Annotated in this window: 22 protein-coding genes and 1 pseudogene; 10 read left to right on the top strand and 13 right to left on the bottom strand. The window is 66.1% G+C overall.

Annotation, left to right across the window (positions count from 1 at the left end; genetic code table 11):
* Window positions 1-230: 230 nt before the first annotated feature.
* Window positions 231-2,168: pseudogene (locus AruCF_RS24610) on the bottom strand (S8 family peptidase); the annotation flags it as partial.
* Between the two features lie 605 nt (window positions 2,169-2,773).
* Between AruCF_RS24610 and AruCF_RS24605 the strand changes: the two are divergent.
* Window positions 2,774-4,114: a CitMHS family transporter gene (locus AruCF_RS24605; RefSeq protein WP_049071957.1), complete on the top strand. Its 1,341-nt coding sequence runs from the start codon at window positions 2,774-2,776 to the stop codon at window positions 4,112-4,114.
* Between the two features lie 39 nt (window positions 4,115-4,153).
* Window positions 4,154-4,894 (top strand): SDR family oxidoreductase, encoded by a 741-nt coding sequence (locus AruCF_RS24600; protein ID WP_049071959.1) that lies wholly within the window; start codon window positions 4,154-4,156, stop codon window positions 4,892-4,894.
* Between the two features lie 52 nt (window positions 4,895-4,946).
* On the opposite strand, the gene AruCF_RS24595 is transcribed toward AruCF_RS24600, so the two are convergent.
* Complete coding sequence (locus AruCF_RS24595; RefSeq protein WP_049071961.1) at window positions 4,947-5,711, bottom strand: SDR family oxidoreductase; 765 nt, start codon at window positions 5,709-5,711, stop codon at window positions 4,947-4,949.
* Between the two features lie 167 nt (window positions 5,712-5,878).
* On the opposite strand from AruCF_RS24595, the gene AruCF_RS24590 reads away from it, so the two are divergent.
* Window positions 5,879-6,238: a hypothetical protein gene (locus AruCF_RS24590; protein ID WP_049071962.1), complete on the top strand. Its 360-nt coding sequence runs from the start codon at window positions 5,879-5,881 to the stop codon at window positions 6,236-6,238.
* 16 nt (window positions 6,239-6,254) lie between these two features.
* On the opposite strand, the gene AruCF_RS24585 is transcribed toward AruCF_RS24590, so the two are convergent.
* A complete protein-coding gene (locus AruCF_RS24585) occupies window positions 6,255-6,710 on the bottom strand; it encodes a hypothetical protein (RefSeq protein ID WP_049071964.1) in 456 nt (151 codons plus the stop codon).
* Between the two features lie 440 nt (window positions 6,711-7,150).
* On the opposite strand from AruCF_RS24585, the gene AruCF_RS24580 reads away from it, so the two are divergent.
* The 3 genes from AruCF_RS24580 (at window position 7,151) to AruCF_RS24570 (ending at window position 8,186) form a co-directional block, all read left to right on the top strand.
* Complete coding sequence (locus tag AruCF_RS24580) at window positions 7,151-7,354, top strand: cold-shock protein (protein WP_049071966.1); 204 nt, start codon at window positions 7,151-7,153, stop codon at window positions 7,352-7,354.
* 47 nt (window positions 7,355-7,401) lie between these two features.
* Window positions 7,402-7,659, top strand: a complete 258-nt coding sequence (locus AruCF_RS24575) for a hypothetical protein (protein WP_049071968.1) — start codon at window positions 7,402-7,404, stop codon at window positions 7,657-7,659.
* Between the two features lie 173 nt (window positions 7,660-7,832).
* Window positions 7,833-8,186: a gamma-glutamylcyclotransferase family protein gene (locus tag AruCF_RS24570; protein ID WP_049071971.1), complete on the top strand. Its 354-nt coding sequence runs from the start codon at window positions 7,833-7,835 to the stop codon at window positions 8,184-8,186.
* Window positions 8,187-8,258: 72 nt separating this feature from the next.
* On the opposite strand, the gene AruCF_RS24565 is transcribed toward AruCF_RS24570, so the two are convergent.
* Entirely contained in the window at window positions 8,259-8,567 is a 309-nt protein-coding gene (locus AruCF_RS24565; protein ID WP_049077517.1) for a DUF1272 domain-containing protein, read from the bottom strand.
* 166 nt (window positions 8,568-8,733) lie between these two features.
* On the opposite strand from AruCF_RS24565, the gene AruCF_RS24560 reads away from it, so the two are divergent.
* Complete coding sequence (locus tag AruCF_RS24560) at window positions 8,734-9,645, top strand: DUF808 domain-containing protein (protein ID WP_049071972.1); 912 nt, start codon at window positions 8,734-8,736, stop codon at window positions 9,643-9,645.
* A gap of 30 nt (window positions 9,646-9,675) precedes the next feature.
* Here the strand turns inward: AruCF_RS24560 and axcR are convergent, their stop codons facing one another.
* Window positions 9,676-10,560 carry a putative beta-lactamase transcriptional repressor AxcR gene (gene axcR / locus AruCF_RS24555; RefSeq protein WP_049071975.1) on the bottom strand — a complete coding sequence of 295 codons (885 nt, stop codon included), beginning with the start codon at window positions 10,558-10,560 and terminating at the stop codon, window positions 9,676-9,678.
* A gap of 73 nt (window positions 10,561-10,633) precedes the next feature.
* On the opposite strand from axcR, the gene blaAXC reads away from it, so the two are divergent.
* Entirely contained in the window at window positions 10,634-11,557 is a 924-nt protein-coding gene (gene blaAXC / locus AruCF_RS24550) for an AXC family carbapenem-hydrolyzing class A beta-lactamase (RefSeq protein WP_063569292.1), read from the top strand.
* Window positions 11,558-11,610: 53 nt separating this feature from the next.
* Here blaAXC and AruCF_RS24545 read toward each other — a convergent pair whose 3' ends face one another.
* Window positions 11,611-13,767 (bottom strand): TonB-dependent receptor family protein, encoded by a 2,157-nt coding sequence (locus tag AruCF_RS24545; protein WP_049071976.1) that lies wholly within the window; start codon window positions 13,765-13,767, stop codon window positions 11,611-11,613.
* Between the two features lie 294 nt (window positions 13,768-14,061).
* Between AruCF_RS24545 and AruCF_RS24540 the strand changes: the two genes are divergently transcribed.
* Window positions 14,062-14,487: an Lrp/AsnC family transcriptional regulator gene (locus AruCF_RS24540; RefSeq protein ID WP_047992161.1), complete on the top strand. Its 426-nt coding sequence runs from the start codon at window positions 14,062-14,064 to the stop codon at window positions 14,485-14,487.
* A gap of 572 nt (window positions 14,488-15,059) precedes the next feature.
* Window positions 15,060-16,415 carry an IS110 family RNA-guided transposase gene (locus AruCF_RS24535; RefSeq protein WP_049073553.1) on the top strand — a complete coding sequence of 452 codons (1,356 nt, stop codon included), beginning with the start codon at window positions 15,060-15,062 and terminating at the stop codon, window positions 16,413-16,415.
* Window positions 16,416-16,571: 156 nt separating this feature from the next.
* Here the strand turns inward: AruCF_RS24535 and AruCF_RS24530 are convergent, their stop codons facing one another.
* The 7 genes from AruCF_RS24530 to AruCF_RS24500 all read right to left on the bottom strand — a co-directional run bounded on the left by AruCF_RS24530 (window position 16,572) and on the right by AruCF_RS24500 (window position 23,746).
* Window positions 16,572-17,294: an ABC transporter ATP-binding protein gene (locus AruCF_RS24530; protein WP_047992089.1), complete on the bottom strand. Its 723-nt coding sequence runs from the start codon at window positions 17,292-17,294 to the stop codon at window positions 16,572-16,574.
* 16 nt (window positions 17,295-17,310) lie between these two features.
* Window positions 17,311-19,236, bottom strand: a complete 1,926-nt coding sequence (locus AruCF_RS24525) for a branched-chain amino acid ABC transporter ATP-binding protein/permease (RefSeq protein ID WP_049076954.1) — start codon at window positions 19,234-19,236, stop codon at window positions 17,311-17,313.
* A gap of 3 nt (window positions 19,237-19,239) precedes the next feature.
* A complete protein-coding gene (locus AruCF_RS24520; RefSeq protein WP_049076953.1) occupies window positions 19,240-20,112 on the bottom strand; it encodes a branched-chain amino acid ABC transporter permease in 873 nt (290 codons plus the stop codon).
* A gap of 142 nt (window positions 20,113-20,254) precedes the next feature.
* On the bottom strand, window positions 20,255-21,418 hold the full coding sequence (locus AruCF_RS24515; protein ID WP_049076952.1) for an ABC transporter substrate-binding protein: 1,164 nt from the start codon (window positions 21,416-21,418) through the stop codon (window positions 20,255-20,257).
* A 333-nt stretch (window positions 21,419-21,751) separates the two neighbouring features.
* Window positions 21,752-22,693: a LysR substrate-binding domain-containing protein gene (locus tag AruCF_RS24510; protein ID WP_049076951.1), complete on the bottom strand. Its 942-nt coding sequence runs from the start codon at window positions 22,691-22,693 to the stop codon at window positions 21,752-21,754.
* Between the two features lie 52 nt (window positions 22,694-22,745).
* Complete coding sequence (locus AruCF_RS24505) at window positions 22,746-23,108, bottom strand: antibiotic biosynthesis monooxygenase family protein (RefSeq protein ID WP_083036907.1); 363 nt, start codon at window positions 23,106-23,108, stop codon at window positions 22,746-22,748.
* A gap of 5 nt (window positions 23,109-23,113) precedes the next feature.
* Window positions 23,114-23,746, bottom strand: a complete 633-nt coding sequence (locus AruCF_RS24500; RefSeq protein WP_049076948.1) for a LysE/ArgO family amino acid transporter — start codon at window positions 23,744-23,746, stop codon at window positions 23,114-23,116.
* Between the last annotated feature and the right edge of the window lie 139 nt (window positions 23,747-23,885).

Genomic DNA, 23,885 nt, shown 5'->3' with positions numbered 1-23,885 from the left:
ACACGCCCGCGCCGGTCGTTGGTCAGGCCCCCGGTGCCTTGGATGCGGCCGGTGTAGACGCTGTGCTGGTTGTCCGCGCCGGTGGTCAGGGTGGCCGCGCCCAGTGCGACGGCGCCGTCGCCTGACAGCGATCCGATGGCCTGGTCCCTGCCGCCCAGGTCGAGCTGCGTGCCCGCGTTCAACATGAAGGCACTGCGCGGCGAGAAGCTGCCGGCCGAGCCGGCGCGCAAGGTGCCGTCCAGGAGCAGCGTCGGTCCGGAATAGGTGCTGGCGCCGGCCAGCACCAGCGTGCCGGCGCCCAGCTTGGCAAGCCCGCCGGCCGCCTGGCCGTCGGCCAAGGCGCCTGTCAGCGTCAGCATCCGGGCCTGTGTGTCGACCTTGCCCAGGCCGGTGAGGGTGATCGCATTGCCCAGGGACAGATTGTCGGCCGCCGCCAGCAGCGTCGCGCCGTTCGCGATGGCGAGCGCACCGATGCCGAGCGCGTTGTTGTGGCCCACGCCCAGCGTGCCTTCCCGCAGTTCGGTGCCGCCCGAGTAACTGTTGTCGCCAGCCAGGATCAGCGTGCCCGCGCCGGCCTTCACCAGACTGCCCCGGTAGTCGGCGTCGGTCTTGGCGGCCAGCGCGTTGACACGCCCTTGGCGGAGGTCGATTTGATCCTGGATCGATTTGTTCCGGGTGATGGCGGCGATGCGTGGCGCGTTGATGGCCGCCGCCGCCAGATCGCTGTCATTGCGCCCCGCGATGAACGTGTCGTAGTCGGTGGCTTTGCTGTAACCGTCACTCCATTTGGGGTTGGCCGCTTCGTACGCGCTTAGCAAGAGCGGCCCTTGGGGGGCGGCTTGCAGCGCATCCATCGCCGCCTTGAAGCGGGCCGACGTATAAGTGCTCTTGACGTTCGACTGGATGACTTCTTCGAGCAGGGCGCGGGCTTGGGCCATGCCGGCGATTACGTCGGCGGCGACTGGAATGGCATTGGGCACGGCCTTGATGCCGCTTTGCAAGGCGGATTTTTCAGTGGCCCAGGCAGCGACTTCCGCGGTTTCCTCGCGGAGGCGTTGCGTCAGCGCTGCTTCGGAAATGTTGTTCTTCCACGTATCAGATACGCCGGCCGGCAGGTTGGCAGTGAACTTTCCCAGCAACTGGGCAGGGCCGTCCATGCCCTTGCGCAAGTCCGGCACGCCCCAGCCAAAGACTTCGTTCGGCGTATCGGCGGGCCCTGTGCCGCGATGCGAAGCGGTGGTCAGCAGGATCGTGCGGATTTCCTCATTGCCCAGATAGGGGTAGCGTTCCATCAGGATGCCCAATGCGCCGGTCACGTGTGGCGCCGACATGGACGTACCATTGGATTGCTTGTATTGATCATCACCGGTCACGTTGGCGCTGAGGATGTTGTAGCCGGGCGCGGCAAGGCACCAATACTTGGCCAGGCCGCACTTGTTGAAATCTTGGTCACCCGACGGTTTCAGGCCTGTTGCCGCGATCCAGTATTTTTCGAGTTCGAGGCGGAAATAGGGCAGGCCGGCGCGCGTCGAGGCATGTGCGACGCCGGCGTTGCCGTTGGCCCAGACGTGCAGCACGCCATACTGCAGCGAGACATCGGCTGCCGCATCCAGCCAGGTTTTCTTGCCCGCGCCGTTCAGACGTAGATATGCCTGGGTAAAACTCGATAGCGTGTCGTAGTTATCCGCCGTCGGCGGGGAGCCCCAACTGCTGTTGATGGCGCGAACGCCCGCGGCCGCCAGGTTGCCATAGGCGGCCCTGAAATAGTTGTAGTCCATGTTGGACCCGTATCGGGACGAGTCCGTGCCGTTGGAGTTGGTGGTGTAGTACTGGCTGCCAAACGAGACGCCCATCATGCCCTGGCCGTTCTTGGCGGCGGCGATGGTGCCCGATACGTGGTTGCCGTGGTTGTCGTTCGCGCCGATTCTTTTCGCCAGGTCTGTTTTGTCAGCGTAAGCGCCCGCACGGTCGAAGGCCTCTCCTGCGCGCCAGGCGAGCTTCGAACCGTCCAGCTGCTCGCCGTCATTCGCATAACTGCCCTTGACGCTGAGCGCGATGATGCCGCGGCTGGCGAACTCCTGGTGCGAGGGGAGATAGCCGGAATCCACAGCGCCCAGCTTCACGCCCGCGCCACTCAAACCGCGCGCGTAAGCATATTGCGCGTTCATCGCGCCCAGGCCCCAATCTCCCTTGAACTCCGGGTGGTTCGCCCAACTCGCGACCGCGGCCTGCTCGTCGTTGGTCCGGGTGCCGTCGTAGTTGACGTAGGTCTGCGCCTGCGCCGGGGTCAAGACCGCCTGGCCCACTGCCAGAAGCGCCGCGTGCGTGGCCCGCACGCCCTGGCGCACCTTGGGAGGCCGGGCAGGGTGGCGTTTTCGGGACATCTTGCTTTTCATGCTTTCCCCTTGGGATGGCGCAACGTCCCGTCCGGGCGTCGTCGTCGCTCCCCGGGGGCGGGTGCTGCTTGTTATGGAATGACGTGAATGAGCAATTCGGAAATGCGTATGGATTGTGTGTCGCCGGACGGACGGGCGCTACATTTGCTGACATTTTCAGAATCGTCTTAGGTTTTCCCGATCTCCTGGCCGGCGAAGCCTGGGATGCGCTCGTCGACTCGAGTGATCGCCGGTCCGGGCTCAAGGGGGGCAGGACGTCGCGCACGATCCTGGTGCGCCGTGCCCAAAAAACGACAGGTTCCAGACAGCTTTTCTTCCTAGTCTTGCGCCCCAGCGCACCCCAAGCGCACATAACAACGAGCCCGGAGATACCCCTCATGCTTTTGACCCTGCTTGGCTTCGGCATGGTGATCACGTTCATGACGCTGATCATGACCAAGCGCCTCTCGCCCCTGGTGGCGCTGATCCTCGTCCCCATCCTCTTCGCCCTGCTCGGCGGCTTCGGCGCCGGCATCGACAAGATGATGCTCGACGGCATCCGCAAGATCGCGCCCACCGGCGTCATGCTGATGTTCGCCATCCTCTACTTCGGCGTGATGATCGACGCCGGCCTGTTCGACCCCATCGTCGGCCGCATCCTGCGCGCCGTGAAGGGCGATCCGCTCAAGATCGTGGTCGGCACCACCGTGCTGGCGCTGGTGATCTCGCTGGACGGCGACGGCTCCACGACCTACATGATCGTGGTCGCGTCGATGCTGCCGCTGTACCGCCGCCTGAAGATGAACGCGCTGTCCATGACCTGTCTGGCGATGCTGGCCAGCGGCGTCATGAACCTGACGCCGTGGGGCGGGCCGACGGCGCGCGCCGCCAGCGCGCTGCACGTGGACGCCGGCGACATTTTCGTGCCGCTGGTGCCGGTGATGGGTGTGGCCATTGTCGCGATCCTGATCCTGGCCTTCTTCCTGGGCCTGCGCGAACGCCGCCGCCTGGGCGTGCTGTCGCTGCCCGACGGCGCCTCGCTGCACGCCGGCTACGACGAGGACGGCCCCAAGAACCTGCCCGAGATCGAGGTCGACCACGACCTGCGCCGTCCCAAGCTGCTGTGGGTCAACGCCGGCCTGACGCTGGCGCTGATGGTGAGCCTGGTGATGGGCGTGCTGCCGCTGCCGGTGCTGTTCATGATCGCCTTCGCGATCGCCCTGATCATCAACTACCCGAACCTGGCCGAGCAGCGCCGCCGCGTGGCGCAGCATGCCGGCAACGTGCTGTCGGTGGTGTCGCTGATCTTCGCGGCGGGCATCTTCACCGGCATCCTGTCGGGCACGGGCATGGTGGAAGCCATGTCGCGCAGCCTGCTGGCGGTGATCCCCGACGCGCTCGGGCCGTACCTGGCCGGCATCACCGCGCTGGTCAGCCTGCCGTTCACCTTCTTCATGTCGAACGACGCTTTCTACTTCGGCGTGCTGCCGATCCTGAGCGAAGCCGCGCAAGGCTATGGCATCACGCCGGTGGAAATGGCGCGCGCCTCGCTGATCGGCCAGCCGGTGCACCTGCTCAGCCCGCTGGTGCCGTCGACCTACCTGCTGGTGGGCCTGGCGGGCGTCGAGTTCGGCGACCACCAGCGCTATTCGCTCAAGTGGGCCACGATGGTGTGCCTGGTGATGCTGGCGGCCGCGCTGGCGTTCGGCCTGTTCCCCCTGGTCGGTTCCGTCGCCTGACGGCCGCGCCTCTACGCGTTTCTTGAAAGGAGAACGTTCATGGCTTTGCGCATTGCTTACGTCACCAGCGGGATGGGCCACACGGGCACCGCGATCTGCCAGGCGCTGCACCGCGCCGGTCACCGCGTCATCGCCGGCTGCGGGCCGCGCTCGTCGCGCAAGGACCACTGGCTGAAGGAACAGAAGTCGCTGGGCTACGACTTCATCGCCTCGGAAGGCGACGCCACCGACTGGGCCTCGACCGAGGCGGCCTTCGCCAAGGTGCTGCGCGAGGTCGGCGAGATCGACGTGCTGGTCAACAACGCCGGCGCCATGCTCGACATGCGCTTTCGCCAGATGAGCCACGCCGACTGGTCGGCGGTGCTGCGCAGCAACCTGGACACGCTGTTCAACAGCACCAAGCAGGTGGTCGACGGCATGGCCGAGCGCGGCTGGGGCCGCATCATCAACATCGGTTCGGTCGCCGCCGAGAAGGGCCAGATCGGCCAGATCAACTACGCCACCGCCAAGGGCGCGGTGATCGGCTTCACCCGCTCGCTGGCGCAGGAAGTGGCGGCGCGCGGCGTCACCGTCAACCTGGTGTCGCCGGGCTTCATCGCCGACGACACTGTCAAGGCGTTCCCGCCGGCGCTGCTGGACCGCATCATCGAAAGCGTGCCGGTGGGCCGCCTGGGCACCGCCAAGGACCTGGCCGGGCTGTGCGCCTGGCTGGCGTCGGACGAGGCGGCGTTCGTGACGGGCGCCAATTACGCGATCAACGGCGGCGTATACATGAGCTGAGGCGGCCAGGAACAAATACACGGGCCGCCGCCATGCTCATTCCCGGACGTGTCTATCCGCGATGGATCGACACGCCGCCATCCACCAGCAATGCCGTGCCGGTGGTGAAGCTGGAGGCGTCCGACGCCAGGTACAGCGCGGATTGCGCGATTTCCCGTGGCGCGGCCAGTCGCTTGAGCGCATGCAGGCTTTCGACGTATTGGCGCGCTTCCTGCGATGGCATCGAGGCGCGGCCCATCGCGGTGTCGGTGCCGCCCGGCAGCAGGGCGTTGGCGCGGATGCCTTGCGCGCCGTATTCCGTGGCGATGGCTTGCACCAGGCCGATCAGGCCCGACTTGCTGGCGGCGTAGGCGCCCATGCCGGCAAAGCCGGCCGTGTGGCCGACGAAGGTGGACGTGAAGATCAGCGAGCCGCCGCCGCGCCGCAGCAGGGCCGGGATCTGGTGGCGCGCCCCGAGGAAAGCGCTGCCCAGGTTGGTGTCGAGGATCTGGCGCCATTCCTCGGGCGAGACCTGGTGCAGCGGTTGCGCCTGTCCGGTCATGCCGGCATTGTTGAAAGCGATATCCAGCCCGCCGTAGCGGCTTTCCGCCAGGGTCACGGCGGCGTCGGCGACGGCCTCATCGCGCACGTCGCCGGCCAGGGGCGTGGCCTGGCCGCCTTCGGCCTCGATGGCCGCCACCAGCTGTTCCAGTTCGGCCTGTCGCCGCGCCACCACGACGAGCCTGGCGCCTTCGCGGGCAAACAGTTTGGCCGCTTCGTAGCCGATGCCTGAACTCGCGCCGGTGATGATGGCGACTTTGCCGGTCAGTTGCCGCATGATCGTTCCTTGTGTGAAAGAGAGGATCCGGGAACGATAGGCGTGGCGTGCCGCGCCGGCTATCCGGTTCTTGCTGCCAGGCCGTTGCGCGTCCGCCAAGCGCCAGGTGCGGCCCCGCCCCGGCCATGCCAAAATCGGCGCTGGCCCATTGAATGCGAAGGAACGCCATGCCAGTCTTCCGTACCCGCCGCGCCCTGGGCGCGAGTGCAGCGGTGTTGCTGCTCCTGGCCGCGTGCGGCAAGAAGGCGGAGTATCCGCCCGAGGTGCAACGCGCCACCTACAGCTCCTGCCTGCAGGGTTTCAAGGCCAAGGCGCCCGCCACCATTCCCGCCACCACGGTGGATGCCAAGTCCAAGGGCTATTGCCAATGCGTGCTGGATGGCCTGCAATCGAAAGTCCCTGAAAAGGACTTCCTGCGCTATGACCAGCTGCTGGCGACCCAGGCCAGCGGCCCCGAGGCCGACAAACTGCGCGATCAGGTAATGGGCGTGGTGAACGTCTGCCTGCAGCGGATGCCCGATTTCTAGCCGCATCCGCTGGCCGCTAGCGCGTCAGCTTCATCGAAACGTCGGTGTGCGAACCGCGGTCGAGGTCGGCCCCGAGGGGCATGCTGCACGCGGGCAGGGACAACAATTCGCGTCCCACTTCGCCGGCCTCGATTCTGTGAGCGATATCGTCGAGCAATTGCGTGCGCGTGGCGAAGCCCTGTCCCTTGAGGTTCCTCGCGTACAGGCGATAGCTGAGGTTGGGCTCGCTGCCCTTCATGACGCCAAGGTCGTGGATTTCGCCATGCTCGTTGCGGATCAGCAGGTGTCCCGGCCGCGCATAGATGCGGTAGATGCGCCACGGCGATGAAATCGCCGCATGAGCGGGGCGCTGGACGCTGGCGCCCTGCGAAGCATCGCGCGGCGGGGGGCTGATGGGCGGGGTCGAGGGCCGTGGCAGCAATTTGACGCAGGCGTTGGCGAAACGCGCGATAGACCGCTTGAACGCGCTCACGCGCGCGCTGCCGAAAAGCCGTGGCTGGGGCGGTTGATGCGGAAATGATGCGAAGTCATGGCCGTGCTCCTGTGCATGGCGATGCGGCGAGGGTCGCGCGGTCAAGCACCATCGGGACAGCATACGCGCTTTGTCGTGCGCGCGAGGGAAAACACGCCAGGTGTTACGCGAAAGCGCGGAATTGCCCGAAATCCGGCCGTTCCCGGGTGGGGACGGGGCAATTCCGATGTTTGCCGCGTAACCGGGGTGCTATTTGGAAACGTTGGTTGACATTGGCGTGTCCAGCACCCATAGTGGGATTGAAGCTTTTCGAGCATCGTGATCATCGTCCGGTATTGCTCCCCTCGCGGGGCGCCGCATTGTTCGCCGTCCTTTCCTTGACTGGCTCACTTCGCTGGTTCACTTCGCGGGCTATGCCCGCCATCTAAAAGGAATGGCTCATGGAAACCGGAATCGTCAAATGGTTCAACGATGCCAAAGGGTTTGGCTTCATCATGCCCGAGAACGGCGGCAAGGATTTGTTCGCCCATTTTTCCGAAATCGTCGGGGACGGTCACAAAGCGCTGATTGAAAACCAGCGCGTCAGTTATGTGACCGCGCAGGGCGCGAAAGGTCCGCACGCGACCCAGATCCGCGCGATGTAAATGAAGGGCCCGCGCAAGCGGGCCTTTTACTTATCGACGGGGGGCTTATGCTTCACAACAACATGGTTTACAAAGGCTATCGGCTGACCGCGAGTGTATCCCGCGTTTCGGTGGGCGGATCGGACCGTCCCGCCTTCACGGCGACCGTCGCGGTGGAGTTGGCGGGCGATCAGGACCGGCTTGGCGAACCCTACGCCGTGCCGTTGTTCGCATCGGGCGGATTCGTCTACAGCCCCAGCATGGCGGTGGATGCCGCCATCCACCACGGACGCACCGTGGTCGACGCGCATCCCCGGCCGGGGTGAACCAGGGGCACGGCGCGAAGTCGCGGTTAACGGCTACTGGTTGATGACATGGCCGCCTGGCGCAAGCGGGCGGCCTTTGTGTTGGCTGCCGGCCCGTCCCATAGGCGAGGATCCGCCGGATCTCACGGGGTGAGGTAAAGTGGAGAACATGAAATTTCCTTAAGGACACAAAGGTGCCTGAATCGAACGAAACCCACGTCCTGCTGTTTTCCTACGGCACGCTGCAGGACAAGGCGGTGCAACGCGCCAATTTCGGCCGCGAGCTCACTGGCCGCGCGGACGCCATGACGGGTTATGTGCAGCGCTGGGTCGACATCACCGATCCCGAGGTGATCAAGACCAGCGGCCTGGCGCGCCACCCCATCGTCTATGCCAGCTACGATCCCAAGGACGAGGTGCCGGGCATGGTGTTCGAGATCACGCAGCAGGAACTGGAAGCCGCCGACCGCTACGAAGTGTCGGACTACAAGCGCGTTTCGGTGCTGCTCAAGTCCGGCGTGCACGCCTGGGTGTATATCAAGGCCTGACGCGGCGTCCGCGCCGCCTCAGGCCTTAGGACCGAGCCCGCGCGGGGGGGGGGCCGGCGTCGATCTGGCGTATTAGCGGTCCTGCGCGGCGATGTCCCGCAGCGCCTGCCGCAGCAGGGCGTGGGCGGCCAGGTCGGCGGGCCGGTGCTTGCGCGTGGCGCTGGCCGGATACCTGCCCAGGAAATTGCCGTTGCGCCGGTCCGTGGCCGGCCGCACCGGCCGCGGCGCGAAGCCGCCGCCGCAATTGGGGCAGACGTTGCCCAGCACCTGGTCGGCGCAGCGCGCGCAGAAGGTGCATTCAAAGCTGCATATGCGGGCTTCGGTCGAGGCGGGCGGCAGGTCGGCGTCGCAATGTTCGCAGTTGGGGCGCAATTCGAGCATGGCGGTTTCCTTGAAGAGGGCGATCCCGGCCAGCATACCCGCCCCGGCGCGCCGCGCCGACGCCGCGCGCGGACAGGTAACGGGCGGAAACGGTCATGTGAGGGGCGCCTTTCCAGGCCGGCGGACGCCTGTACACTCGGGCATCTCCCCTTTTGCGGAAACCGCCATGGCCGGCAGCAGCTTCTTCGCACTGTTCGACGACATCGCCACCATCCTGGACGACGTCTCCGTCATGACCAAGGTGGCGGCCAAGAAAACCGCCGGCGTGCTGGGCGACGACCTGGCGCTGAATGCGCAGCAGGTTTCGGGCGTGCCGGTCAATCGCGAACTGCCGGTCGTGTGGGCGGTGGCCAAGGGCTCGCTCATCAACAAGCTGATCCTGGTGCCGTCGGCCCTGGTGATCAGCGCTTTCGCGCCCTGGGCGGTGACACCGCTGCTGATGGCCGGCGGCCTGTTCCTGTGCTTCGAGGGCGTGGAAAAACTGGCGCACAAATTCCTGCCGCACGGCGACACGGCCGAGGGCAATCATGCGGCCCGCGCCGAGGCCCTGCAGGACGCGGCGGTCGACATGGTGGCGTTCGAGCGCGACAAGATCAAGGGCGCGGTGCGCACCGACTTCATCCTGTCGGCGGAGATCATCGCCATCACCCTGGGCGCGGTGGCCGGCGCCGATCTGCTGCGCCAGACGGTGGTGCTGGCCGGCATCGCACTGGTCATGACGGTGGGCGTCTACGGGCTGGTGGCCGGCATCGTCAAGCTGGACGACCTGGGCCTGTACCTGAGCGGCCGTCGCGCCGCGCTGGTCGCCGCCCTCGGCAAGCGCATCGTGGCGGCCGCGCCCTACCTGATGAAGACCTTGTCAGTGGCGGGCACCGCCGCCATGTTCATGGTGGGCGGCGGCATCCTGACGCATGGCATCGCGCCGGTGGGCACGGCCATCGAGCATGTCGCGGCCGCCAGCGGCGGCGGCCTGTTGCCGCCGCTGGTGTCGACCTTGCTCAGCGCCCTGTTCGGCGTCGCCGCCGGCGCGGTGGCGCTGGGCGTGGTCAGCGGCGTCAAGCGCTTGTTGGGCAAGTAGGGCGCCGCGGCTCCGTCGCGGGCCGCCGGCTCAGCCCGCCATGGCCGCTTGCGGCCAGGCGCTCAGCGCATCGTGCATCCACGCGCCGAATGCCTGCATGGCGGCCGTCGGACGGCGGCTGGCGATGCGGGTGAGCCAGTACTGGCCGGTTTCCACTTCCAGCGCGAACGGGCGCACCAGCCGGCCCGACAGGAACTCGCGCTCGAACAGGCGCGTGGGCAGCAGGGCGACGCCGGCGCCCTGCGCGGCCGCGTCGGCCAATACCAGCGAAGAATCGAACATCGACCCCTGCACCAGCGGGGGCTCCAGGCCGGCCGCGGCAAACCAGGCGGGCCATTCATCCGGTCGATAGGATCGCAGCAGCGGCTCGCGCAGCACGTCGCGCGGCGCGCGCAGGCGCGGCGCCAGGGCGGGAGCGCAGACCGGCGACAGGGGCGCCGACAACAGCGGCTGCGCATCGATGCCATGCCAATTGCCATCCCCGAACCGTATCGCCAGGTCCAGACCCTCGGCGGCCAGGTCGACACGATTGTTGTTCGAGAACACGCGCAGATCCACGTGCGGATGGCGCGCCTGGAAATCGCGCATCCGGGGCAGCAGCCAGCCCACCGCGAACGTGCCCACCACGCCCACCGACAGGACCTGCCGCCGCACCTTGCCGCGATAGCCCTGCAGCGCGGAGGTGATCCGGTCGAAGGATTCAGACAATACCGGCACCAGCGCCAGGCCCTCGTCCGTCAGCACCAGGCCGCGTGGCACGCGCCGGAACAATGCCACGCCCAGCCGCGCCTCCAGGTTCTTGACGTGCTGGCTGACGGCCGCCTGCGTCAGGTTCAGTTCCTGCGCGGCGCGCGTGAAGCTCAGGTGTCGCGCCGACACTTGGAAGGCCCTCAGGGCGTTAAGAGGCAGGTCCACGGCGACGCATTAGTTTTTCTATGGGATGGCCACAATTATTCCCGTTTGTTGGCCGCGCCGTCCAGCCTCTAGAATGCAAGCGTTTTTAAAGGAGAACGCCTTGCTGACGAGAAGAACCTTCATCGCCTTGGCCGTGCTGGCCGGCGGGATGCCCGCCCTGGCGCACGCCAGGACGGATAAGAAAACTCGATGGACGCGCGACAGTCTCGCGACATTCCAACAGTCCCTGGCCAAGCTGGAGGCGGCCAGCCGTGGCCGGCTGGGCGTGGCCCTGCTCGACGTGGGCAGCGGGCAGGCCGCCGGCTATCGCGCCGACGAACGTTTTTTGATGCTCAGTTCCTTCAAGACGCTGTCGGCGGCCTATGTGCTGGCGCGGGCCGACCGTGGCGAGGATCAGCTGTCGCGCCGCATCCCGATCACCGATGCCGATGTGCAGGGGTATTCGCCGGTCACGCGGCTGCATGTCGGGCCGCGAGGAATGACCTTGGCCGAACTCTGTGAAGCGACGATCACCACCAGCGACAACGCGGCGGTCAACCTCATGCACAAGAGCTATGGCGGCCCGCAGGCCCTGACCCGCTACCTGCGCGGCCTGGGCGATACCGTCACGCGTCATGATCGTTATGAACCCGAACTGAACCGCCCGCATCCGAGCGAGCCGCAAGACACCACCACCCCGCGGGCCATGGCGCGCACGCTGGACACGCTATTGTTCGGCGACGCGCTCAAGCCGCAATCGCGGCAGCAACTGCAATCCTGGCTGCTGGCCAACACGACGGGCGGCAAGCGCCTGCGCGCCGGCATGCCGGCGGATTGGAAAATCGGCGAGAAGACCGGCACCTATTCGAAGGTGGGCTGCAACGACGCCGGCTTTGCGCAGCCGCCGGGCGCGGCGCCGATCATCATCGCGGCCTATCTGGAAACCACCGCGGTGCCGATGGAGGAGCGCGACCGCTGCATCGCCGAGGTCGGCAGGCTGGTGGCGGCATTGGGCTAACCGTCGGGTCGGGCGCCACGCCGCCGGCGTGGGCCCGACCCGGCGGCGATGCCTCAGTACGCCAGCGAGGCTTGCAGGTACACCGTGCGCGGCATGCCCACGTACTTGCCGGCGTTGTTGTCGGTGGAACGCGTGAAGTAGCGCTTGTCGAACAGGTTCTTCACGCCCAGCGCGATGTTCAGGTTGTGCATCTGCTTGCCGAAGTCGTAGGCGGCGCGCACGTGCACCGTGCCGTAGCCCGGAATGTCGCCATAGGCGCCGTTGGCGCTTTCTTCGGTCTGGTAGCGGGCGCCGGGATCGGGGGCGCCGGGCGAGCGCTGCTTGGACTGCAGGAAGGTATCGACGTTGAAGGTCCACTGGTTGCGCGTGTAGCGCGCGCCCAGCGAGGCCACGTTGCGCGAATAGAAGGGCAGGTCGCGGCCCTCGAACACGCCGGCCTTGTAGGTGGCCTGGGTGTAGGTATAGGTGCCGTACAGCGACAGGCCCGACAGCGCCGCCGACAGTTCGCCCAGGTCGTACGACAGGCCGGTTTCCAGCCCGCGGTGGCGGGTGGCGCCCAGGTTGGTCCAGGCGTCCGAGCCGCCGTTGGTGCCGCCGCGCAACTGCAGTTCGTCGTCGAAGTCGATGTTGAACAGCGTCAGTTCGCCCTTCCAGCCGCCGCTATTGAAATGCGTGCCGACTTCATAGGTGGTGGCCTTTTCCGGATGCAGGCCGTTGGTGGTCGAGGCGATCTGGAAGTACTGCAGCGGGCCGAATGACTGGCCGGCGTTGGCGAACACGCTCCATTGTTCGCTGACGTGGTAGACCACCGACAGCGAGGGCAGGGGTTCTTCGGACTTGATGCTGGTATGGGTCCTGGCCGCGGGATTGGACTTGTCGTTCAGGAACGAGTCGATGAATTCATAGCGCAGGCCCGGCGTGATGGTCCAGTTGCCCACGTTGATGGTGTCATCGATGTAGACCGCATGCGCCGTGGTGCCGCCGGTGCGGTACTGGTACTGCGGATTGGGCGCATCGAGCGGGTCGAAGCCGCTGTCCGGCACGTAGAACGCGGTGCGCGAGGCGCGTTCGTCGCTGGCTTCCTTCAGGTAGCGGTAGCCCACGCTGATCTCCTGTGTCACGTCGGCGCCGCGGAACAGGCGCGAATAGCGCGGCTCGATCGCGAAGGTGTGATAGTTGCGCGGGTTGAACGTCAGACGGCGCTTGCCGGCGTTGGCGCCGGTGCCCTCGGTCTCGATGCTGCTGCCGCGGAAGCTGTCGGTGTAGTAGGTGAGCAGCTCGAACTTGTTGATGCCGTCATCGTGGTTGTAGCGGAACGAGGCGTCGGTGCGGCGGCCGGTGAAGTTGTCGTAGGGCCGGGTGGACTGGAACGGGTCCTCGGAATACTGCCGCGCGGTCAGCCCGCCCGGCATGCCGGCGCGGCCTTCGTAGTGATGCAGCGCGGCCGACACGCTGTCGTCGGCGCCGATGCGATAGGTGCCCTTGAGCATCACGTCATCGATGTCCACGCGGTCGTTGCTCTCGCGAAAGCCGTTGCCGTGCGTGCCGGAATAAAGCAGTGCGCCGCCCAGGCCCCGCTCATTGGTGCCGCCGATGAACGCGCTGGGCGAGGTCTTCACGCCGCCGTGGCTGTACATGTCGGTCTCGACCGTGGCGTCGGCGGTGAAGTCCCGCGGAATCGCGCGCGTCACGAAGTTGATGATGCCGCCCACGTTCTGCGGGCCATAGCGCACCGAGCCCGCGCCGCGCACCACGTCCACCGCCGACAGGTTGCCCAGCGACACCGGCGCCATCGACAGCTGCGGCTGGCCATAGGGCGCCACCGCCAGCGGAATGCCGTCCATCAGAATGGTCGAGCGCGGCGACAGGCGCGAGGTCAGCCCGCGCACGCCCACGTTCAGCGACACATCGCTGCCGCCCGTGCCATTGCTTTCCTGCACCTGCACGCCCGGCACGCGGCGCAAGACGTCGCGCACGTTGGTCGCGCCGGTGTCCTGGAACGACGAACGCTCGATGATGGTGCGCGCGCCGCCATGTTCCAGCACCTTCTCTTCATTCGGGTTTTCCAGCCAGTCGCCCACGACGCTGATCGCGCCCAGGGTGTTGTCGGCGGGCGTGGCGTCTGCCGCGGTCTGCGCCTGGCTGTGGGCGGCCAGCGTCAGCATGGCCAGCGCGAGCGTCAGGCGTCGCGGGGGAAAACGAATCGGCATTGGGAGTCCAGGAAGCGGGGGAGGGCGCGCGTCATTAATACGAGCGTCAATCACATTGAGAATCTTTACTGGTTCGGCGCGGACCACTACCAGGGGCGCTCACGAGCCGAGTCGGACCTTGCCCGACCGGCCCGAAATATAGCAAAAATTGGCGCCAATCCAAACGCGGTAAATTGGGGTCGTGGCAAAAGCACGCCACCGCCCGCCAGGCCCGTGCGCCCGATGGCGCGCGCCGGCATCGCGTCGAATCCGTATAAGATGTGAAATTGGCGCCAATTTTTAGCGGGAACAATCATGGACACACTCGATCAGCAATTGCTGGGTCTGTTGCGCGCCGACGCTCGCGCAACCGTCGCGACCCTGGCCAAGAAGCTCGACGTATCAAGGGGCACCATCAACAACCGCATCGCCCGCATGGAAGACGAGGGCATCATCGTCGGCTACACCGTCCGGCTGCGCCCCGAATCCCAACCCGACCAGATCGGTGCCTGGATGAACATCGCCGTCGACGGCAACGAAACCCGCCGCGTCGTCAGCATCCTCCTGGGCGACCCCGCCGTCGTCGCCCTGCACGACACCAACGGCCGCTGGGACCTGCTGGCCGAACTGCGCGTGGCCAACATCGAGGAAATGTCCCGCGTCCTGGACCGCGTCCGCCTCATCAAGGCCATCTCCGCCACGGAAACCAGCATCCACCTGAAAAGCTACAAGCTCGATTGAGCCCCGCCGCCCATCTTTGCGACCGTCCCTCCCAGAGCGCAAAATCGCCGCTCTTGTCTCTGCCCTTCCTGTTGACGACGCCTACGTCATCTCCGCAAACCCGGACGCCGACGCCGCACCACTGAACGCCCAAAAAGGCCGCCCGCGCGGCCGCCTTGGGCGACCCCGCAAGATCTTCCATCGAACAAACCAGCGTCGCCGCGAAGCCCAAGCACGCAAGACTCCCCAGCGGCGCTTCGCTTGACACTGACGCAGCGTGGTGGCCGGGCCGGGCGGAGGGCGGGGCGTGTAGATGCGCCCGAGGGAATCTGAAGCCCAATAGTCGTCATTCACGACGCCCGTGACGAAGAAACTGTCTTCGTGGCTGCACCTGTGGCAAGGTGGAATGCCGCTCAGGTAAAGACCGACCTTCCAATGGTGCGTGTTTGCCCACGCCCGTACTGAAGCATGGCCCCGGGTGACGTCACCGACATTGGTGAGCACATGCTTAGCGCGTGCATCCCGTTTGAGAGAGTGAGTACAACGACGTACCCATGCCTGGCGGCATTCCGTTAGCGATGATGGAGCAAGCCATGTCACCTCGCAAGTCCGATGCAACCCTAAGCCTGGCCCATCCCGATGCCGCGGGCATCGACATCGGGTCGGCCAGCCACTTCGTCGCCGTGCCTCATGACCGCGACGACCAACCTGTCCGCGAGTTCAAGAGCTTTACGGCCGATTTGTATCGCCTAGCGCAATGGCTCAAGGACTGCGGCGTTACCGCCGTGGCCATGGAGTCCACCGGCGTTTACTGGATCCCGCTTTATGAGCTGCTCGATAGCCAGGGTTTCACCGTTTACCTGGTCAACGCCCGTCACGTGAAGAACGTCTCGGGCCGCAAGTCCGATGTCCTGGACTGCCAGTGGCTGCAACAGCTCATGAGCTATGGCCTGTTGGCCGGCGCCTTCCGTCCCTCTGACGAGATTTGCGTCTTGCGCGAGTTCTCGCGCCAGCGCGAGATGCTGCTTGCTTCGCAGGTGCGCCACGTGCAGCACATGCAGAAGGCACTTGCCCAGATGAACATTCAGCTCACGCAAGTGCTGTCGGACGTGGTCGGGGTCACCGGTCAGGCCATCATCCGCGCCATCGTCGGTGGCGAGCGCGACCCGCATGCACTGGCCCGCCTGAAGAAGCGCCAGGTCAAGGCCAGCGAGGACGATATCGCTGCCGCGCTGCAAGGCAACTGGCGTCACGAGCACTTGTTCGCGTTGCGGCAAGCGCTGGCCCTGTACGACACCTATCAACAACTGCTCAACGATTGCGATCAGCACATCCAAGCCGAACTGCACAAACTGCACCGCCATGACGGCGATCCGGGCAAGTCGCAGCGCCGCTGGCCCAAAAAGGCCATGGCCTTCGATCTGCGCACGCATCTATTTGCCATGTGCGGCGTGGACCTGACCCGCATCAACGGCATCGACGAGATGACTGCCTTTACCGTTCTGGCCGAGGTCGGTCCGGACATGAACCGCTTCCCTTCGGCCAAGCACTTCGCTTCGTGGTTAGGCTTGTGCCCGGGCACACGCATCTCCGGAGGCAAGGTTCTGAACGGCGCCACCAAACGCTCACCCAACCGCGCCGCACAGGCCCTGCGTCTGGCGGCAATGGCGCTACGTCACAGCCAGTCCGCTTTAGGCGCCTACTACCGAAGGCTGTGCGCTCGCCTGGACAAGCGGCGCGCCATCACCGCAGCCGCGCACAAACTGGCTCGACTGATTTACACCCTACTGACCAAAGGGTCCGAATACGTCGACCAAGGTGAGCTGTACTACGAAGAACGCCACCGCCAACGCGTCCTGCATCACCTGACAAAACGTGCAGAGACCATGGGCTACAGCTTGGTGCCGTTAACCGCCTCAGGAGAAACCAACGAGGTATCAATGACTTAAGTGGAGTTTCTTGAGAGGAGCAGCCGAAGGCTGTGACGAAGATGACAACGGGGAAGTCCGGAGCGAACGCTCCGGACCGCAATCGTAGCCCCGCCCGCCACCGCCCGCCGCCCCGCCGTGCGTCTCAAGAACTCAATCCCCTACCAGCAAAAAGAATCAGTGCGCCCCCCCAAGATAAGCCGCCACCACAGCCGGATCATGCTTCAACTTCTCCGCACTCCCATGCACAGAAATCCGCCCATTCTCCAACACATACCCATAATCCGCGACATTCAACGCCGCCGCCGCAAACTGCTCGACCAGCAACATCGTCACCCCTTCATCCTTGAGCCGCGCAATGATCCGGAAAACCTCCTCCACCAGGATCGGCGCCAACCCCATCGACGGCTCATCCAGCAGCACCAGCTCCGGATTCAGCATCACCGCCCGCGCCATCGCCAGCATCTGCTGCTCGCCGCCCGACAGCGTCCCCGCCAACTGCTCGCGCCGCTCCTTCAGGCGGGGGAACAGATCCATCGCCCGCCCCAGGTCCGCCTGCACGTCGCCCTTGGGCCGGCTCCCCGTCAACCGGGGAAATGCGCCCAGCAGCAGATTGTCGGTGACGGAAAGCGTAGGAAACACCCGCCGCCCTTCCGGCGAATGCGCCAACCCCAGCCGCGCGATCCGATGCGACTCCAGCCCGTCGATGCGCTTGCCGCCCAACGTGACCTCGCCCGCGGTCGGCCGGATCATCCCCGACAGCGCCCGCATCGTCGTCGTCTTGCCGGCCCCGTTCGAGCCGATCAGCGTCACCACCTTGGCCTTCGGGACCTCCATGCTGATGCCGTGCAGCACCTTCACCTTCCCGTAGCCCGCTTCCAGATTCTTGATCGATAGCATGTTGTCGTCCTTGGCGTCAGGCGGGCGCGCCGCCCAGATACGCCTCGATAACCTTGGCGTTGCTCTGCACTTCGTTGGGCAGCCCCTCGGCGATCTTCTGGCCGAAGTCCAGCACCGACACGGTGTCGCATACTCCCATCACGACGTCCATGTGGTGCTCGATCAGGATCAGCGTGATGCCGTGGTCGCGCACCTTGCGGATGATGGCCAGCAGCTCGACGATGTCGGGCGCCGTCAGGCCGGCCGCCGGCTCATCCAGCAGCAGCAATTGCGGATCCAGCGCCAGCGCGCGGGCGATCTCCAGCAGGCGCTGCTTGCCGTAGGGCAGGTTGCGCGCCTCCTCGTTGGCCATGCTTTCCAGCCCGACGAACTCCAGCAGCGCCAGCGCGCGGGCGCGGGCACCTTGCTCCTCGCCCTTCCACTTGGACGTGCGCAGCGCGATGCCCGCCAACCCGGTGGTGAACGTATGGTGCAGGCCTACCAGCACGTTCTCCAGCGCCGTCATTTCGCCGAACAGTTGCACGTTCTGGAACGTGCGGGCGATGCCCGATGCGGCGATGTCGGCCGGCGCCAGCCCCACCAGCGACTTGCCCGAGAACTCCACCGAGCCGGCCGTCGGCACGTAGATGCCGGTCAGCACGTTCATCATGGTGCTCTTGCCCGAGCCGTTCGGCCCGATCAGCCCGTGGATGGTGCCGCGCTTGATGGTCAGGTCGACCTGGTTGAGCGCCTTCAGGCCGCCGAACTGCATCAGCACCTGCTTGGCCGCCAACAGGGTCTCGCCCTGGCCGCGCGCGCTTTCGGGCACGACCGCCTCCTGCTCCTTGACCAGGTCCTTCTTGACCGACAGCGCCGTGCGGCGGGTCGAGAAGAACAGGTTGCGCACGAAGCCGACGATGCCGTCGGGCAGGTAGTACACGACGAACAGGATCATGGCGCCGAAGATCGTCAGGCGCCAGTCGGTCACCGCGTCCAGCCAGTAGGAGAACACCGCCAGCAGGATGGTGCCGACCACCGGCACCGCCACCCGGCGGGCCTCGGTGCGGCCCTTGGAGATGGCGATGGCGCTACCCACCGTCACCAGGATCGCCACGCCCAGCGCGATCAGGCGGAAGGTGCCGATGTCGTCCAGCATCTTGGGCAGCAGCACGATGATCGACGCGCCCAGCAGCGCGCCGGTGCGGCTCTTGCGTCCGCCCATGATGATGGCCAGCAGGAACAGGATGGTCAGTTCGAAGTTGTAGGTGTTGGGCGAGATGTACTGCTCGGAATACGAGTACAGCGCGCCCGCCAGGCCGGCGAAGCCGGCGCTGATGACGAAGGCGAACACCTTGTGCCGGTAGACCGACACGCCCATGCAGTCCGACGCGATCGGGCTGTCGCGCAGGGCCTCGAACGAGCGGCCCAGGTGCGATTTGAGGATGCGGTGCACCACGATCAGCGACAGCACCAGCAACGCCGCCACCAGCCAGAAGTACTCGCTCTTGGTCAGGATGTGCCCGCCGATCGACGGCTTGGGGATCTTGATGCCGAGGGGGCCTTCGGTCATGAAGGTCATCTCGTTGATCAGGATCTGGATGATGGTGCCGAACGCCAGCGTCACCATCGCCAGATACGGGCCGGTGACCCGCAGCGCCGGCAGCGCCAGCACCGCGCCGAACGCCGCCGCGATCAGGATGGCCGCCGGCAGCGTTACCCAGATCGGCATCTGCAGGTGGAAGAACAGCACGCCGGCCACATACGAGCCGATGCCGAACAGGCCGGCGTGGCCCAGCGACACCTGGCCGGTATAGCCCACCACGATATCGAGCCCGAACAGCAGGATCGAATAGATCATGATGGTTTCGATCAGGTGCAGGTAGTACGTGTTGGTCACGCCCAGCGGCACGGCGGCCAGGCAGGCCACGGCCACAATGGATAGCAGAAGGTGCAGGGGTTTCATCGATTACACCTTCTTGATCGCGGTCTTGCCGAACAGGCCGGCGGGCTTGAAGGTCAGTACGAGTAGCAGCAGGACCAGTCCCGGCACGTCTTTGTACCCCGTCGAAAGATAGAAGCCGGTGGTGGTTTCGGCGATCCCCAGGATCAGGCCGCCCACCACCACGCCCATGCCGCTGGACAGGCCGCCGATGATGGCGACCGCGAAGGCCTTCAGGCCCAGCACCGCGCCCATGGTGGCGCCGGTCAGCGTCAGCGGCGCCACCAGCACGCCCGCGAAGGCGGCGGTCAGCGACGACAGGGCATACGAAAACGTGATCACCATGCCAGTGTTGATGCCCATCAGGCCGGCGGCGTCGCGGTCATTGGAGGTGGCGACGAAGGCCTTGCCATAGATGGATTTGCGGTTGAACACTTCCACCAGCAGCATCATCGCCAGCGCGCCGAAAACCACCAGCAGCTCCATCGGCAGCACGTTGGCGCCCAGCACCTGGATCGGCGCCTCGGGCAGCGGCGAGGGAAAGCGCAGGTCGTCGCGGCCCCAGACGTTCTCGGCCACGTTCTTGAAGATGATGCCCAGCGCGATCGTGGCCATGATCCAGCCGAACTCCGACCGCGTCTTGATGGCCGGCCGCACGCCGACCCGCTCGACCAGCACGCCTTGCGCGAAGCCGAAGATGCAGACGATGGGGATCATGACCCAGTAATTCACGCCCAGTCCGACCAGCGTGAGCCCGACCAGCGCGCCCAGCATCAGGGCTTCGCCCTGGCCGAAGTTCAGGGTGCCGGATGTGGCGAAGGTGAGCTGGTATCCGAACGCGATGACGGCATAGATCATGCCTAGCGCGATACCGCTATAGATAAGCTGTAGAAGAATCATGGTATGTGTCGTGAGGCGCTGTGTTCCGTCCCAACCCCCTTGGGCAGAACGCTGTTGTCAGGCGACTGCATGCCGGCACCCCGCGCACCGGGACGCCGGCGGCGGCGGCCGGGCAGCCGCCGCCGCATTGCTGCGGACGAACCTAGTTGGCCTTGACCACGCGGCCGCCCTTGACCTCGCCGATGACCACTTCCTTGGCGGTGATCGCGTCGTGGTTGTCGTGGGTGAAGGGCTTGTTGTAGGTCATCACCACGCCTTCGACGGGCGTCTGCAGGTTCTCGAGCGCTTCGCGGATCTTCGGGCCGTCCGTGGAGTTGGCCTGCTTGATGGCCGCGGCCAGCAGGAAGATCGAGTCATAGCCCTGGGCCGCCGACACCGGCGAGTCGATGCGGTTGTTCTTGGGCTTGAACTTGGCCAGGTAGGCGTCGATGAACGCCTTGCGCTTGGGCGTGTCCGGGTCCTGGATAAAGGTCTGCGGCATGCGCGCGCCTTCGCCATTGGCGCCGGAGTTGTCGATGTAGTTGGCCATCGACAGCGTCCAGCTGCCGATGATCGGCACCTTCCAGCCCAGCTTGGCCATGCCGTTGGCGATCTGCGCCAGCTCGGGGCCGATGCCGTAGGTCAGCACGGCTTCTGCGCCCGCGGCCTTGGCCTTGAGCAGCTGGGCCGTCATGTCGACGTCCTTGATGTTGAACTTCTCGACGGCGACCGGCTTGATGCCCTTGGCGTCCAGGGCCTTTTCCAGGTCCTCGCGGCCGAGCTGGCCGTAGTTGGTGGAGTCGGCCAGGATCGCGACCTTTTTGAAGCCGCGGCGCGTGATGGCTTCTTCGACAATCATCGGCGCCTGGATGCTGTCGTGCGCCGCGTTGCGGAACACGTAGTTGTCCGGGTATTCCGGCGCCTTGAACTGGTGCGTGATGACGCTGCCGGTGGCGACGTTGTTGAACACCGGGATCTTGGCGTCCTGGTAAAAGCGCTGCGAGGCCAGCGCCACGCCGGTGTTGATGTAGCCGACCGTGGCCGTGACCTGTTCCTTGTTGATCAGCTCCTGGGCGATCTGCACGCCGCGTTCGTTCTTGGCTTCGTCGTCGCGCTCCACCGCGACCAGTTGCCGGCCGAGCACGCCGCCGCTCTTGTTGATTTCCTCGATGGCCAGGCGCACGCCGTCGCGCATGCTGACGCCCATGGAGGACGAGCCCCCGGTGTAGGGACCGGCCACGCCGATCTTGATGGGGTCGGCGGCGTAGCCCGCGGCCGATACGGCAAAAGCAAGGGTTCCTGCAAGCAGCTTCAAACGAAAATCCATGGATGTCTCCGTTGTAATTAGTAGAACTGCGTGGAAAACCGTGTGCCGGCGCCAGGCGGCGAGGAAAGAGGTTGGTGGCGCGCTCCTGTGTTGCGTGTTGTGACTGTCTGCTTAATCGCTTACGCGAATCTGACCGCGCGGGGTTTTTCCGCGTAAATACCTAGTACGGGCGCAAGGGTGCCGGACCCGGGCGCTGCGATGCAGCATCCGATGGGAAAGGATCGGGCAACGCCATGACGCGGCGCCTGCCTCCGGCGCGCGGCCACGTTCGGCGCATCCTAGCCAGCGATGCGCCATGGCGCGCGGAATTTCCTTCCGCCCGGGACTGGAAATTTATTCCGGCTTGGCCGGCAGGCCGCGCGGCCACTGGGATGCGCGTTCGCAGACCTCCGCCAGCCATAGGGAAAACGCTTGGGCCGCGCCGCCGGGCGGGCGCGAGATTTCGGTGCACAGGTGGTACTGGGATTCACCCGGTGTTTCGATGTCGAGCACGCGCAGCAATTTGCCTTCGTCGAGCCATTCGGCGGCGAGGGTGCGGCGGGTCAAGGCGATGCCCTGGCCGGCGCGGGCCGCCGCCAGCATTATGCCCAGGTCGACCAGCCAGACGCCGCGGGCGGGCTCGGGCCAGTCCAATCCCGCCGCGGCCAGCCATGGACGCCAGGGTTCCATCGGGCAGCGCAGCAGCGCGGCGCGCGCCAGATCCTGGGGACGGTCGAACGGGCCGTGGGCGTCGCGATAGGCCGGCGAGCACACGGCGAACACCGGGTCGGTGGTCAGCGGCCGGGCATGCAGGCCGGGGTACTTGCCGCTGCCGAAGCGGATCCAGACATCGGCGTTCGGCGGCGTGATGTCCAGGTAGGGAATGGACAGCATGATCTCCAGCTCGACGTCCGGATGGGCGGCGGTGAAACCGGGCAGGGCGGGGATCAGCACCTGACGGGCGAAGGTGGGCGTGGACACGACCCGCAGGGGCTCGAGCTTGGGTTCGCCGCGCTTGTGCAGCGAGGCGTCCGACAGCAGGTCCAGCGCGGTGCGCACCTGCTCCAGGTATTCGCGCCCGGCGGCGCTCAGGGTGGCGCCGCGGCTGCTGCGGATGAACAGGGTGACGTCCAGCTGCGCTTCCAGCGCGGCGATGCGCTTGCCGATGGCGCTGGCGGTGACGAACAGTTCTTCGCTGGCGCGCTCGAACGAACCGAGCCGGGCGGCCGCCTCGAAGGCCTGGATGGCGGCCAGCGGCGGCAGGCGCACGTCTTTGGAAGGGGAGGGTCCGCGCATGATCGTCTGGCGGGCCGGCCATGCGCCCGACGAAAGAGTGGCAACCCGGCGATTATAAAAGTGCTGGACCGGGCAGTCCGTCCCCGTATTCCCTTAGCACCTGGGCGATGATCACCCGGTAGCCGTCCAGCCAGCCTGACTGCGCGGCCTTGGCCTGCTGGTGGGCAGGGTGGCGGATCAGGGCTTCCAGGGCTTCAAGCGATTCCCAGTAATAGACATTGGCGTACAGGCCGCGCGCGGGATCTTCCCAGGCCTCTTCGCCCACGTAGCCGGGGGTAGCCCGCGCCGCCGTGGCGATGGCCTGGTCGAGGCGGTGGAAGTCGTCGTCGAACTGCTTCTTGGCGAAGATGAAGGTGGCGGTGTAGCGCGCGGGCCCCGGGTGGGCGGGGCTGGGACAGGCGGCGGTACCGGGCACGGCTGTCAGACGCCCTTGACCGCCAGGCTGATCGCCAGGCCCGCCATGACCACGGCGATGACGCCGTCCAGCACGCGCCAGGCCGAGGCGCTGGCGAAGAAGCGCGCGAACAGGCGCGAGCCGATGCCCAGCACAGCCAGCCACAGCAGGCTGGCGGTGAAGGCGCCGGCGGCGAATGCCATGCGGGCGTCGTCGAAGCCGTGGGCCAGCGAGCCGACCACCACCATGTCGAGCCAGAAATGGGGGTTCAGCAGCGAAAAGCCCAGGGCGCCCAGCATCGCGGCACGGCGCGAGGGCACCACGTCGCGCGCGGCGGCCAGGCCGCCGGTGGCGGTCCAGGCGCGGCGCGCCGATTGCAGCGCGTACCAGGACAGGAACGCCACGCCGAACCACAGCACCGCGGTGGTCAGCCACGGGAACCAGGCGGTCAGGGCCTGCAGGCCCGAGACGCTGGCGAAGATGAAGATGGCGTCGATCAGGGCGCAGATGGCGACCACCGACAGCAGGTGCGCGCGCATCAATCCCTGGCGCAGGATGAATGCGCTCTGCGCGCCGACGACGGCGAACAGGCCCAGCCCGGTGGCCGTGCCGCTGGCCCAGGCGGTGAGGAAGAGGGGGGAGGACAACGTGGCGAACATGACTGCGAACCTTTTGACTGCAACGCCTTGTGGCGGCGCTTGGATACCGGGCCGGCAGCGTCGCGCATGCCGGCAATGCAACATTTTCGCTTGCCGCCAATATGAAATACAGCTAATTTTCCTTCACTATATTAAGTAA

The organism is Achromobacter ruhlandii, assembly GCF_002082135.1.
GTDB lineage: Bacteria > Pseudomonadota > Gammaproteobacteria > Burkholderiales > Burkholderiaceae_B > Achromobacter > Achromobacter ruhlandii.
The sequence above is the reverse complement of the archived record's forward strand: the minus strand, read 5'-3'. Positions and strand labels throughout refer to the sequence as shown.

What these genes read in the sequence shown, in the direction of transcription:
- AruCF_RS24605 (WP_049071957.1), top strand. Translation starts at nt 2,774, where the DNA reads ATGCTTTTGACCCTGCTTGGCTTCGGCATGGTGATCACGTTCATGACG.
- AruCF_RS24600 (WP_049071959.1), top strand. Translation starts at nt 4,154, where the DNA reads ATGGCTTTGCGCATTGCTTACGTCACCAGCGGGATGGGCCACACGGGC.
- AruCF_RS24595 (WP_049071961.1), bottom strand. Translation starts at nt 5,711, where the DNA reads ATGCGGCAACTGACCGGCAAAGTCGCCATCATCACCGGCGCGAGTTCA.
- AruCF_RS24590 (WP_049071962.1), top strand. Translation starts at nt 5,879, where the DNA reads ATGCCAGTCTTCCGTACCCGCCGCGCCCTGGGCGCGAGTGCAGCGGTG.
- AruCF_RS24580 (WP_049071966.1), top strand. Translation starts at nt 7,151, where the DNA reads ATGGAAACCGGAATCGTCAAATGGTTCAACGATGCCAAAGGGTTTGGC.
- AruCF_RS24575 (WP_049071968.1), top strand. Translation starts at nt 7,402, where the DNA reads ATGCTTCACAACAACATGGTTTACAAAGGCTATCGGCTGACCGCGAGT.
- AruCF_RS24565 (WP_049077517.1), bottom strand. Translation starts at nt 8,567, where the DNA reads ATGCTCGAATTGCGCCCCAACTGCGAACATTGCGACGCCGACCTGCCG.
- AruCF_RS24560 (WP_049071972.1), top strand. Translation starts at nt 8,734, where the DNA reads ATGGCCGGCAGCAGCTTCTTCGCACTGTTCGACGACATCGCCACCATC.
- blaAXC (WP_063569292.1), top strand. Translation starts at nt 10,634, where the DNA reads ATGCAAGCGTTTTTAAAGGAGAACGCCTTGCTGACGAGAAGAACCTTC.
- AruCF_RS24545 (WP_049071976.1), bottom strand. Translation starts at nt 13,767, where the DNA reads ATGCCGATTCGTTTTCCCCCGCGACGCCTGACGCTCGCGCTGGCCATG.
- AruCF_RS24540 (WP_047992161.1), top strand. Translation starts at nt 14,062, where the DNA reads ATGGACACACTCGATCAGCAATTGCTGGGTCTGTTGCGCGCCGACGCT.
- AruCF_RS24535 (WP_049073553.1), top strand. Translation starts at nt 15,060, where the DNA reads ATGTCACCTCGCAAGTCCGATGCAACCCTAAGCCTGGCCCATCCCGAT.
- AruCF_RS24530 (WP_047992089.1), bottom strand. Translation starts at nt 17,294, where the DNA reads ATGCTATCGATCAAGAATCTGGAAGCGGGCTACGGGAAGGTGAAGGTG.
- AruCF_RS24525 (WP_049076954.1), bottom strand. Translation starts at nt 19,236, where the DNA reads ATGAAACCCCTGCACCTTCTGCTATCCATTGTGGCCGTGGCCTGCCTG.
- AruCF_RS24520 (WP_049076953.1), bottom strand. Translation starts at nt 20,112, where the DNA reads ATGATTCTTCTACAGCTTATCTATAGCGGTATCGCGCTAGGCATGATC.
- AruCF_RS24515 (WP_049076952.1), bottom strand. Translation starts at nt 21,418, where the DNA reads ATGGATTTTCGTTTGAAGCTGCTTGCAGGAACCCTTGCTTTTGCCGTA.
- AruCF_RS24510 (WP_049076951.1), bottom strand. Translation starts at nt 22,693, where the DNA reads ATGCGCGGACCCTCCCCTTCCAAAGACGTGCGCCTGCCGCCGCTGGCC.
- AruCF_RS24500 (WP_049076948.1), bottom strand. Translation starts at nt 23,746, where the DNA reads ATGTTCGCCACGTTGTCCTCCCCCCTCTTCCTCACCGCCTGGGCCAGC.